Below are 11,373 nucleotides of genomic sequence, written 5' to 3' on the forward strand. Positions count from 1 at the left end.
CCCCCGCCGACCATCCGCCTGCCCTCCACCGCCAGCGCCCGCCCCGCGCTCCCGCCGACCCCCGCCCAAACCCGTACGCCTCGCGCCCCACCCGTACGTCTCGCGCCCCAGCCCGCCCGCCGCCCACGGCGCTCCCGCGCCGGCCAAATCCCACCCGCTCCAGCCAAGGCGCTCGCCCCACCGCCAAACCCACCCGCTTCCGCCCTCGGCGCTCGCGCCGCACCTGCCAAACGCATCCGACCCGCTGCGGCTCGCGCAGTACGGTCGCCAGGCGGCACGGCTTGTGCGCCGACAACCTCTTGCAGAACAGAATCCTCAACCGCTCTTGGAGGAGAACCAATGCAGAGCCCTCACCAGATCCTCGGCCCCAGCCGCCGCACGCTTCTACTCGGCGGCGGCGCAGCAATCGCAGCCGGCGCAGCCGCCGTCGCGAGTGCCGGCCCAGCCGCCGCGACCTCATCCGGCGCCGCGACAACCTCCGGCGCCGCGACAACCTCCGGCATGAGCGCTGTCTCGGCCGCAGCCGGGCAAGCCGAAACCGCAGCAATACCTTCCCCCGACACTCTGCCCCTGACCGGCGGCCCGGAATTCCCCATCGGCTTGTTCTGGCCCCCGCACCCGTACGCGAGTACGGCCGAGCGCTTCACAGAAATCAAGGAAGCCGGCTTCGACTTCGTCATCTCCGGAAACTACGCAGGCGACGGCAACATCTTCCAGCACCAACTCGGCCTGGCCCGCACGGCCGGACTCCAAATGCTGATCTCGGACGACATCCAGATCCGCAACATGGCCCGCTGGTTCTCCATCTCCGACAACCCCGCCGACTTCCTCAGCATCACCCCGGCCGAGGCACGCGAGTTCTACACCCGCGCCCGCAACGCGTACGGCCCGTACTCATCCCTGGCCGGGTTCAACTTCTACGACGAACCCGGCCCCGGCTGGTTCGGCACCCTCGCGAAGGCCCTCGCCGTCTCCCGCGAACTTGCGCCGCAGTTGCTGCCGTACATCAACCTGTTCCCCTCCGACGACCCCGCGTACTACCGCAACTTCGTCGACGTCGTGAAGCCGTCGCTCGTCTCCTTCGACCGGTATCCGCTGCTGTCCGAGGATCGCGAGGACGCGAACTACTTCCACAACTGGGTGATCGTGCGCGACGCCGCCCTGCGAGGCGACGTACCGGCCTGGGTCTTCATCCAGACCCTCGCCTACAACGGCCACCGCGAACCGACGGCGGCCGAACTGCTCTGGCAGACCAACATCAGCCTCGCGTACGGCGCGAAGGGCATCCAGTACTTCACCTACTGGACCCCGGAAGCCGCCCGCGGTGAAGGCTTCGGCCCGGCCCTGATCACCGTCGACGGCAAACGCACCAGCCGGTACTACGCCGCGCAGAAGATCAACACCACCTGGCTCCACCAGGTCGGCCGGGAACTGAAGCCACTCATCTCCGAAACCGTCGTCCACGCCAACGAGTCACCCTTGCCGAACAGCACCACCGGCTTCACCCCCACGGACCTCGTCACCAACATCACCGGCCAGCCCGTCGTCGTAGGCACCTTCCGCAGCCGCGACACGACTGTGAAGGACCGCTGGCTCCTGGTAGCGAATCGCTCCCACTCCACCTCGGCCAAGGCCACCGTCGTCCTCAACCCCAGCAACGTCTACGGCGTAGAAGTCTTCCAGCCCATCTCCAAGCAGTACTCCACCACCCGCGCCGCAGGCGTCCCCCTATCCCTAGCCCCAGGCGCCGCAACCCTGCTCCGCCTCAAGGTCCGCTGATCTCCCCACGCCGCTCGTCGTTGGACAGACGCAGGTCTGGCCGAGCTTGTTCGACGCCGAGGCTGGTCGCGTGGATCCAAAGCGAGGTGCTCTCCCAGACACGTTGAGCTGGATTGGTCCGACGGGCTGAAGGTGGTTCAGCCGTGCTCCGGATCGGCGGAGGACCTACGACCGTCGGCCGCTGTTGATAAGGCCCGTGCCGCGGGCCTTATCCACTTCCCTAGCTCGCCCGGCGCCGAGCGGATACGGTCGGTACATGGTCTCGTCCGCACGAAGTCGTCGTCGCTGGTCGGCTGCAATCGGTGCGGTCGTTCTGATCGTCGCGAACGCGATCTGGGCCCGCCTGGCAGGCGGTTCGGAATGGACAGACCCAGCAATCGTGTTGGCACCTATCGCGGCGGCCCTGGGAGCAGCGGCGGGCTATGGAGTAGCGGTCCTCGCGGAGCGACGCACCCGTTAGACGTCGCTCCTGTCCCGAAGGGAAACCATTCGGACCCCGGCACCGATCACACTGCCCACGAAAGCGTTAGTGCCTTGATGGAGCAGCTCGCAACCGCCGAGCGCACGGCGGCGCGCTGGACTGCAGCAGCGTGGCGCGTTTGCGCCGGGTCGGGTCGCTGGCAGGCCGCGCCGCTCGAAACCCACGGGCGTCGGGCGCGCGGACCGGCGCCGGCCTGACTGTCCTCACCGCGCGCGCCAACGACGGCGGGGCTCTGCAGCTCGCGCAGCCATGTCGTACGCCGACAGTGTCTACCCCGGAGCACGACCTACGCTGCCAGGCCGACCGCAGTTTTTGCACCGATGGCAACCATCTCCGGGCAGACCGTCCGGACTGGTGTGGTCGCACGAAGCCCTGACCAGATCGCGGTCGCCACCTAGTACTGGTCAACTGCCGGTTCAGGCCTCGGCGACATGGACGGGCGGGCGGCGTACGGGACGGAAGTGGGTGGCGAGAACGGCAGCGCGCTCGGCCTGCGGAGATCGGGCGGGTGATGTTCTGTGGTTCGTCGAGGGGCGGCGACGGTGTCAGGCCGAGCTGATCTGGTGGAGAGGTCGATGCAGGTTGTCGGCCGAGGGCACCGGCGACCACCTGTCGCGATCGACGGAATGACCCGAGTGGGGGGTTGGGTGATAGGCCCGAGCCGGGAGCCGGGAGCCGGGAGCCGGGAGCCGGGAGCCGGGCGTGGGTTTGCGGGGCCGGGGGCACGTGGGGCTGCTGGTTGGGGTGAGCCCGCCGGGCCCAGGGGTGGGGATTACGGGCCGGGGGAGGCGAGTTGTTGTTTGGGGGTGTTTGGGGGTGGGCGCAGGTCAGTGGTCCAGGGAACGAGGGGGTTGGTCGTGCGGGGGTGTTGTCGGTGCGGGCGGGTGGGGGTGAGGTGGTGGTTGCCCCAGGGGTTGAGGGTTGCGGCTTCGGCGGGGGTGATCCAGGTGGGATCGCTCGAGGCTGGCCGAAGGGCCGGTAGGTGGAGCGGGGTTGGTGAAGAGGGATGAGTCGGCGAGAGGTTGAGGCGGGTTGGTGGGCCGGGGGTGGCCCAGGATGGGCGGGAGACGTGGACGGTGCCGTTGATGATGTGGATGGTTCGGTGGCCGGCGTGGATGTCGGTGTGGTCGAGGCTGCAGACCAGGACCAGGTTGTCGAGGCTGGTGGGGCCGCCTTCGAACCAGGGAACGATGTGGTGGGCGTGGCAGTGCGATGGTGGGGCCTTGCAGACGACGCAGCCGCCATCGCGTTTGATCAGGGCGCGGCGGATCGCGGAGGTGACGAAACGTTCCTCGCGGCCGACGTCCAGGGGCTGGGAGTCGGAGCCGAGCACGATGGGGAGGATTCCGGCGTCGCAGGCCATTCGGCGTACGGCGGCGGCGGACAGGCCGTCGCCGTAGATGAGTTCGCCGGTTGCGTGTGTGGTGGCCCCGCGCAGGTCGTTGTAGTCGATGGTAACGACCACCTGCGGACGGCCGGGCACACCGTTGCTGCCGGCAGCGAGTTGGAGTAGCACCACCAGGGCGTCGGCCTGACGCTTGTCCCGCGAGCGTGGGTCACGTTCGCCGTCGACGGTTTTGTGCGGCTTCGCCGCGGCGTCGATCAAGGTGTGCAGGAGTTCGGCGTTGGCGTTCGCGAGGTAGCCGCCGAACTCGACGCCGTGGTCCGCGTTCTTCAACCACAGCTTCTCTCGGCGGGCTGCTTGGTCTTCAAGCGGCTCTGGACCGTCGGCGTCCAAAGTGTCGCGGACCTTCTTTCCCAGCCGCCGCAGGTCCGCGGGCGACAGGTGCTGCGCGGCTTTCACCATCTGTTCTTCGGCGACGGCCAGATCTTCGGCCGATACGGTGTCGGGCACCTTCTCCAAGGCGCTGACGATCGCTTGGGCCTGCGCGGGGTGGAGTAGGGCCGGCTGGTCGTCGTTCAGGGGATCTGGCAAGGCGGCAGAGACAGCGGGGTACTTCGCCAGCGTGGTCGCGAGCCTGAGGTCGCGCCGGGCCTCACGGGGGTCGAGGCGGTACCGGAAGGTCAGCAGGCGGGCGGTGTCGCGAGCGCCGAGTTCTTGGGCGTAGCCGGATCGTTCGAGCTCGGCGATCAGTTGCAGGCTGTAGGTCTGCAGGGCGGCGATCGTGGACTGCGCGGCGTCGAGAGCGGCCAGCTGTTCGCTGCCGCTCATCGACCACACCGGCCGCATCTCCACGAGTTCCATACCGACGACAGTACAGGCTGCCTCGGACAGTTTCTGATCCGAGAAGCCCTTGTGTACAAGGAGATTCTCGATCGGGCGAATCTGGTCAAGTTGTCCACAGATAGATCCGGCGGGGTTCCAATCCGCACACGTTCGTGCTTCGCTGACGGGATGGATATGAACATGGTGCTCGGCTTCGCGTTGGCGTGCGTGATCCTGAACGTCGTGCCGGGGCCCGGGATGATGTTCATCGTCGCGCACGGCATTTCCGGTGGCCGCCGGTCCGGTGTGATGGCGGCTGCGGGGATGGCGTCCGGCACGGTTGTTCACACGGTGCTGGCGGCGCTCGGCCTCAGCGCGCTCCTCCGCGCCGCGCCGTTCGCGTTGGACGCGGTGCGCATCGCGGGTGCCGTCTTCCTGCTGTATCTGGCCGTGAATGCCCTCCGTTCGGCGAGGGCGACGGCGGCCCAGCCCAACCAGGTCGGAGCCCGGAAGTCCCTGCGCCGGACGTACCTGTCGGCCATACTGACGAACCTGGCCAATCCCAAGGTCGTCTTGTTCTATCTTGCCTTCGTGCCGCAGTTCCTCACTCCGCACGGCTGGGCAGTGTCCACCCAGATATTGGTCCTGGGCGCGGTCCTGATCGCGATCGGGCTGGTGATGGACGGCGTGGTCGGCCTGATGTCCGGAACGTTCTCCGCGCTGCTACTCCAGCGGCCCGCGTTCGAGCGCTGGCTCAAGCGGATCTCAGGCGTGATCTTCGGCGGCCTCGCGCTCCGGCTCCTGACCGATCATCACTGACGACCCCACCACCGAGGCCAACGGCTAGGTGACCGGCGGCCCGGTATAGATGCCCAGGGCACGGAAACGAAGCCCCGGCTCGGCGTACTCCTCCAGCGCATGGGCGGTCCAGCCGACGATCCGGGCGATCGCGAACAACGCCTCGCCCGCGTCAGGCCGGAAGCCATAGGCATGCATCATCGCGGCAATGGCCAGATCGCTGTTAGGGAAGCTCGGCAACCTGCCGGTGATCGCCTGAACCTTCTCCATCACCGGCTCCTCCGCCAGCAACTCGAACAGCACCTCTGCCCGAGGATCACGCCCCTGGTAGATCCGATGGCCGAATCCCGGCACCGGCTCGCCTGAGCGCAACTGGTCCGACAGCGCCGCCATCGGATCCTCCAGCGCTCGTTCAAGGAATTGGTAGGCAAGAGTGGTCGCCGCACCGTGGTAGTGCCCATCCAGCGCGCCCAGCCCAGCCGACACCACGGAGTACAGGTTGGCTCGCGCGCTAGCGGCCACCCGAGCCGCCACGGTCGACACAGCCAGCCCGTGATCAGCAAGCAAGATCAGCGCCGCATCCAGTACTGCGGGCTGCGGGGCTCGCGTGGACAGCTTCGGCCACAGCCGCGCGCCAAGACTGCCGTCACCGGTCTCACCAGGCAGCGCATCAACCAGTACTCCGACCAGCCGGCCCGCCGCGTGCACTACCGACTCCGGCGCCAGGTCGAATCGCAGTTGATCAGCAGCCCCGAGCGTCGCGACAGCTATCCGCAGCTGATCAGTCAACCGAGCACTGCGCGGCGCCACCCCCATAGCCGTCTGCGCGAGCTCCACCGACTCCGACGGCGCCGCAAACAACCCGGTCGTCTGCAACTCACCTGTCCACAGCAGATGCGCCACGGACTCGACGGTCTGGCTCCTGACCAGCTCCCGCACCGAGACACCCCGGTAGTACAGCTCGTCATCCTGCAGAAGCGAAAGCTGTGTCTCGATCCGCTCAACCACCCCTGGGTGCTCCACCGAACGACTGGCCAGACGCTCGACATCACCCGCCGCGAACAGGCTGCCGCGGCGACCCCGCGCCCGAACACTGGTGAGCTGGCCACGGCTGACATACGCGTAGATCGTCTCGGGCTTCACGTTCAGCCGGCGGGCGACCTCAGCCGTGGTCAGGTAATTCTCGTCACCTTGCTGCGCCATCCACCGCTCCCGAGCTCGCTGACATTGACTGGATCAATATTGACAATACTTGATCGCGAATCAAGTCTGAACACATGGCAATCACAGTCGAAGGACCGATCGATGTACCTCCGGGCCTGCGCAACGTCGTCGTGACCGAGACCCGGCTCGGCGACGTCCGCGGTGACGAGGGCTTCTACCACTACCGGCAGTACTCCGCGATCGAGCTCGCCCGCTCGAAGACCGTCGAGGACGTCTGGTTCCTGATGTTCGAGGGACGCCTGCCGAGCGCCGCGGAGCGGGCCGCCTTCGCCCGGGAGTTGGCGCCGCTGCGAGTGCTGCCGGACGAAGTACGGGAGGTGCTGCCGGCCATCTCGGCGGCGGGATCCTCGTTCAATCCGCTGGCTGGGCTGCGGTCCGCGCTGTCGGTACTGGCTGCCGCGCGTGAGTTGCCGCCGCTCTGGGACGTGGATCCTGCGCGTCGCAAGGCCGACGCCATGCTCGTTTGCGCGGTGACGCCGACGATCCTGGCCGCGCTCTACCGCCTTCGCGAAGGGCTGGAGCCGCTCGAGCCGCGCGACGACCTCACCGCGGCGGCGAACTGGCTCTACCTCGTCACCGGCGCCGAGCCCTCGGAGGTTGAGGCACGAGCGATCGAGCACTATCTCATCTGCACGATCGACCATGGCTTCAACGCGTCCACCTTCACAGCGCGAGTGATCGCCTCGACCGGCGCTGATGTCGCATCCGCCGTGGCCGGTGCGATCGGAGCGTTCTCGGGACCGTTGCACGGCGGCGCGCCGGACCGGGCGCTGGCCAGCCTCGACGAGATCGGTACGCCGGACCGCATTGACGCCTGGGTCCGCGCGAAGGTGTCCGCGGGCGACCGGATCATGGGCTTCGGGCACGCGGTCTACCGGACCGAGGATCCGCGCTCGCTCATGCTCCGCGACATCGCGCGCGGCCTCGGCGGCGACCTGGTCGACTTCGCCACCACGGTCGAACAGCGCATCGTGGAGGTGCTCGCCGAGCTCAAGCCCGGCCGCAACCTCTACGCCAACGTCGAGTTTTACGCCGGCGTCGTGATGTCGCTGTGCGGCCTGCCTCGCGAGATGTTCACGCCCACGTTCGCCGTCAGCCGCGTGATCGGCTGGACCGCGAACATCCTCGAGCAGGCCGGCGATTCCAAGATCATCCGCCCAGCCGCCCGGTATGTCGGCCCGCCGCCACCGGCGCCGGTCCCGACCTGATCGTGCTCAGCTGACGGGTTCGGCGGCCGGACTGAAGCGCATGGTGCCGTCGTCGATGCGGCTGTAGCGCAGGGTGAAGAGGTCGCGGGGGTAGTTCTGGCGGAGCCGCCAGGGGCCGTAGGAGCCCTGGCGGGGGAGGATCGACGCGGCGCGGCGGATGTAGCCGGAGGAGAGGTCGACCACCGGGCGCGGCGGCGCGTCGTACTCCGCTGGGTCGATCTCCGGGACGCAGATGCGGGCGCCGGTGGCGTCCAGGTGGTTCAGCAAGCGGCAGACGTACTGCGAGGTCAGGTCGGAGCGTAGCGTCCACGAGTTGTTCGTGTAGCCGATGCACCAGGCGAGGTTGGGTACGCCGCTCAGCATCATGCCCTTGTAGACGAACGTGTCGTGCGGATCCACCGCGCGGCCGTCGACCGTCAGCTCGATATTGCCGAGGGCAACCATCTGCAGGCCCGTCGCCGTCACGACCAGGTCGGCGGGCAATTCCTCGCCGGAGCGCAGCCGGATCCCGTCGGGCGTGAAGGTGTCGATCTCGTCGGTCACCACCGACGCCGAGCCGTCCTTGAGCGCCTCGAACAGGTCCGCGTCCGGGACCAGGCACAGGCGCTGGTCCCACGGCTTGTACCGCGGCGTGAAGTGCGGATCGGCGGGGATCGAGGCCGGCAACTGCTTGGCGACCGTGGTGTTCAGCAGCCACGCGGCGTGCGCGGGCCAGCGCCGGAACGCGCCGTACACGGCCGAACTGAAGGCGACGTTCTTCCCGCGGATCACATGGTGGGCGAGGCGTTCGGGCAGGATCGCCCGCAGCCGATCGGAGAACGCGTCCCGGGCCGGACGTGAGGCGACGTAACTGGGGGAGCGCTGAAGCATGGTCACGTGCGCTGCGGTCGGCGCCATCGCCGGTACCAGCGTGACCGCGGTCGCGCCGCTGCCGATCACCACGACGCGCTGACCGTTGTAGTCGAGGTCGTCGGGCCAGTGCTGCGGATGCACCACCTTGCCCTGGAAGTCCTGCAGGCCGGGGAAGTCGACGACGTACCCGGAGTCGTAGTTGTAGTAGCCGCTGCAGACGTACAGGAATGAGCAGGTGTAGGTCTCCTGGCTCGTCTCCACTGTCCACAGCGCGTCTTCCGACGACCAGGACGCCCGCACTACGCGGCGTCCGAAGCGGATGTGTTTGTCGATGCCGTAGGTGGCGGCTGTCTCGTGCAGGTACTCCAGGATGGACGGGCCGTCCGCGATCGCCTTCGCTGCCTTCCACGGGTGGAACGGGAAGCCGAGGGTGAACATGTCGGAGTCGGAGCGGATCCCTGGATAGCGGAACAGGTCCCAGGTGCCGCCGAGGTCTGTGCGTGCCTCGAGTACGGCGTACGAGTGGCTCGGGGCCTGGGTCTGCAGGCGGTAGGCGGCGCCGATTCCGGACAGGCCGGCGCCGACGATCAGCACGTCCAGGTGCACCACGAGTTCCTCCTGGGTTCCTGTTGAGTACATGGTCAACAGTAGGCGAAAACAGCGATCGTGGTGTTTGTCGATTCCGTCCGGGGTCGTTCGTCAGCAAGATGTCCAGAGAAACCCCTAGACGAGGGAGCCAGAGATGGCGCAGTACATGTTCCTGCTGTTCGACTCCGAAGAGTGGTACGACGAGGTCACGCCGGAGGCCTGGCAGGAGGCGATGAAGCTCCACACGGCGTTCATGGAGGCCGTCGACGCGGCCGGCGCGCGGATCACCTCCAGCGAGGCGCTGGAGCGGTCGACGACGGCGAGCACGGTCAAGCAGACCGACGGTGGTCCACTCGTCACCGACGGCCCGTTCATCGAGACGAAGGAGGCCCTCGGCGGCTTCTACGTGATCGACTGCAAGGACCTCGACCAGGCACTCGCCCTGGCCAAGCTGTGCCCGGCCGGCAACGTGGAGGTCCGCCCGGTGATGGACACCTCCGGGGGCTCGACGCCACCGGCCTGATCTCGATCCAGCGTCGCCTGGGCCTGCCTCCGTCAGGCCGGCCCAGGCGGTGTATCAGCGCGCAAGGGTCCGCGACCGACGGTTGAAGGGCTGCGCATCCTCGATCAGCTTTGGAAGATGCTGAGAACGAGGTGGGTGAGCAGGCGGGCGTTTGTCGAGTGGCGGAGGTGGTGAAGGGACTCGGTGGGTGAGTTGGCGAGTGCGCGGGAAGTTGCGCGGGTGGTGGAGGAGGCGCATCGGGGTTGTTGGTCCACGGTGCTGGCTTCTACTGTTCGGCTGACGCGGGATCTGGATCTGGCGGAGGACTGTACGCAGGACGCGTTCGTTCAGGCGTTGCGGACCTGGCCGGATGGGATTCCGTCGAATCCGGGTGGTTGGCTGACCACCGTCGCGCGGCGGCTGGCGCTGGATCGGTTGCGGCGGGAGACGACGCTGCGGCGGAAGCTGCCGTTGCTGATCGAGGATCCGGTGTCGCCGGGGGATCGGGAGCATCCGACTGATCCGTTGCGGCTGGTGTTCACCTGTTGCCACCCGGCGTTGGCTCGTGACTCGCAGGTGGCGTTGACGCTCAGGCTGATCTGCGGGTTGACCACCCGTGAGGTCGCGGCCGGCTTGCTGATCAGCGAGGCGACGGCGGCGGCGCGGATCACCCGGGCGAAGAAGAAGATCGCGGCTGCGGGTATTCCTTACCGGATACCGGCGGACGAAGAACTGGCTGAGCGGCTCGATGTTGTGTTGACGGTGGTGCAGTTGGTGTACACGGCTGGGCATGTGGCGGCTGGGTCGGAGTTGACGCGTGCCGATCTGACCGGGCGGGCGCTCGGGCTTGCTCGGTTGCTGGTTCGGTTGATGCCGAGCGAGCCGGAGCCGGAGGCGCTTCTCGGTCTGCTGCTGATGACGGAGGCGCGAGGTGATGCTCGGGTCAGCGACGACGGAGAGATCGTCATGCTCGCCGACCAGGACCGTCGCCGGTGGAATGCACGTCTACTGGCTGAAGGTGTCTCTCGGGCGACGACAGCCTTGCAGCAAGGGCATGGGAGGTTTGCGCTTCAGGCTGCGGTGGCGGGGTTGCATGTGACGGCGCCGTCGTGGGAGGAGACCGATTGGCATCAGGTGGTTCGGATGTATGACGCGATGTTGCTCAGTTGGCCGTCGCCGATCGTTGCGCTCAACCGGGCGGCCGCGCACAGCCTGGTGCCGGGTGCGGATCTGGACGCGGTACTGGAGGAGCTTGATGCTTTGGGCAATGAGCCGGCGTTGAAGTCGTATGCGTATCTGCCTGCGGCCCGGGCGGATGTACTCGCGCGGCTCGGTCGTGCTGCTGAGGCGGTCGAGGCGTATGACGACGCCATCGCGCTGACGGCGAATGCGGCCGAGCAACGCTTCCTCAGCCGGCGCCGGGGTGCGCTGCTGTAGATCTTGTCGCAGTCGGCGAGGATCCGGCAGCTGTTGGCGGGACTTGCGGTGAGTGTCTGCTCCGGGACAGGTCGGAGTGTCGGCGGGGGCCGCTAGGGTCCGTGGGCATGGTGGATGAAGAGTTTGTTGCGGCTACGCGGGAGTCGTACGACGCGCTGGCTCGCGTGCGCGCTGATGTGGTGACGTCTGGGCTGTAGAACAAGCCCATCGATCGTGCGTTGTTGGCCGCTTTCGCGGAACTGGTGCGAGCCGGCGCGGGCGGCGGGAGCGGCGCGGGCGACGCCAGTGGGAATGGTGGTGGGGGCGGCGGGAGCGGCGCGGGCGACGGCGGTGGCGG

The 11,373-nt window shown here is 67.8% G+C and carries 8 protein-coding genes; 5 read left to right on the forward strand and 3 right to left on the reverse strand.

Annotation, left to right across the window (positions count from 1 at the left end):
• Window positions 1-339 precede the first annotated feature (339 nt).
• Window positions 340-1,779: a hypothetical protein gene (locus ABD255_RS14370; protein WP_344213888.1), complete on the forward strand. Its 1,440-nt coding sequence runs from the start codon at window positions 340-342 to the stop codon at window positions 1,777-1,779.
• 1,253 nt (window positions 1,780-3,032) lie between these two features.
• Here the strand turns inward: ABD255_RS14370 and ABD255_RS14375 are convergent.
• Window positions 3,033-4,466: an HNH endonuclease signature motif containing protein gene (locus ABD255_RS14375; protein WP_344213890.1), complete on the reverse strand. Its 1,434-nt coding sequence runs from the start codon at window positions 4,464-4,466 to the stop codon at window positions 3,033-3,035.
• A 51-nt stretch (window positions 4,467-4,517) separates the two neighbouring features.
• Between ABD255_RS14375 and ABD255_RS14380 the strand changes: the two genes are divergently transcribed.
• Window positions 4,518-5,246, forward strand: coding sequence for a LysE family translocator (locus ABD255_RS14380; protein WP_344213892.1), 729 nt, complete (start codon window positions 4,518-4,520; stop codon window positions 5,244-5,246).
• 24 nt (window positions 5,247-5,270) lie between these two features.
• Here the strand turns inward: ABD255_RS14380 and ABD255_RS14385 are convergent, their stop codons facing one another.
• A complete protein-coding gene (locus ABD255_RS14385) occupies window positions 5,271-6,428 on the reverse strand; it encodes a citrate synthase (RefSeq protein WP_344213894.1) in 1,158 nt (385 codons plus the stop codon).
• 74 nt (window positions 6,429-6,502) lie between these two features.
• Here ABD255_RS14385 and ABD255_RS14390 point away from each other — a divergent pair, with 74 nt between their 5' ends.
• Window positions 6,503-7,657, forward strand: a complete 1,155-nt coding sequence (locus ABD255_RS14390; protein ID WP_344213896.1) for a citrate/2-methylcitrate synthase — start codon at window positions 6,503-6,505, stop codon at window positions 7,655-7,657.
• A 6-nt stretch (window positions 7,658-7,663) separates the two neighbouring features.
• Here the strand turns inward: ABD255_RS14390 and ABD255_RS14395 are convergent, their stop codons facing one another.
• Window positions 7,664-9,148: a flavin-containing monooxygenase gene (locus ABD255_RS14395; RefSeq protein WP_344213898.1), complete on the reverse strand. Its 1,485-nt coding sequence runs from the start codon at window positions 9,146-9,148 to the stop codon at window positions 7,664-7,666.
• 103 nt (window positions 9,149-9,251) lie between these two features.
• Between ABD255_RS14395 and ABD255_RS14400 the strand changes: the two genes are divergently transcribed.
• Window positions 9,252-9,620 (forward strand): YciI family protein, encoded by a 369-nt coding sequence (locus ABD255_RS14400; RefSeq protein ID WP_344213900.1) that lies wholly within the window; start codon window positions 9,252-9,254, stop codon window positions 9,618-9,620.
• 255 nt (window positions 9,621-9,875) lie between these two features.
• Window positions 9,876-11,036 carry an RNA polymerase sigma factor gene (locus ABD255_RS14405; protein WP_344213902.1) on the forward strand — a complete coding sequence of 387 codons (1,161 nt, stop codon included), beginning with the start codon at window positions 9,876-9,878 and terminating at the stop codon, window positions 11,034-11,036.
• The last annotated feature ends 337 nt before the right edge of the window (window positions 11,037-11,373 follow it).

It is taken from the genome of Kribbella sancticallisti (assembly GCF_039530625.1).
Taxonomy (GTDB): domain Bacteria; phylum Actinomycetota; class Actinomycetes; order Propionibacteriales; family Kribbellaceae; genus Kribbella; species Kribbella sancticallisti.

Excerpts from the sequence above, each read along its gene's own strand:
- ABD255_RS14370 (WP_344213888.1), top strand. The coding sequence starts at position 340 with ATGCAGAGCCCTCACCAGATCCTCGGCCCCAGCCGCCGCACGCTTCTA.
- ABD255_RS14375 (WP_344213890.1), bottom strand. The coding sequence starts at position 4,466 with ATGGAACTCGTGGAGATGCGGCCGGTGTGGTCGATGAGCGGCAGCGAA.
- ABD255_RS14385 (WP_344213894.1), bottom strand. The coding sequence starts at position 6,428 with ATGGCGCAGCAAGGTGACGAGAATTACCTGACCACGGCTGAGGTCGCC.
- ABD255_RS14390 (WP_344213896.1), top strand. The coding sequence starts at position 6,503 with ATGGCAATCACAGTCGAAGGACCGATCGATGTACCTCCGGGCCTGCGC.
- ABD255_RS14395 (WP_344213898.1), bottom strand. The coding sequence starts at position 9,148 with ATGTACTCAACAGGAACCCAGGAGGAACTCGTGGTGCACCTGGACGTG.
- ABD255_RS14400 (WP_344213900.1), top strand. The coding sequence starts at position 9,252 with ATGGCGCAGTACATGTTCCTGCTGTTCGACTCCGAAGAGTGGTACGAC.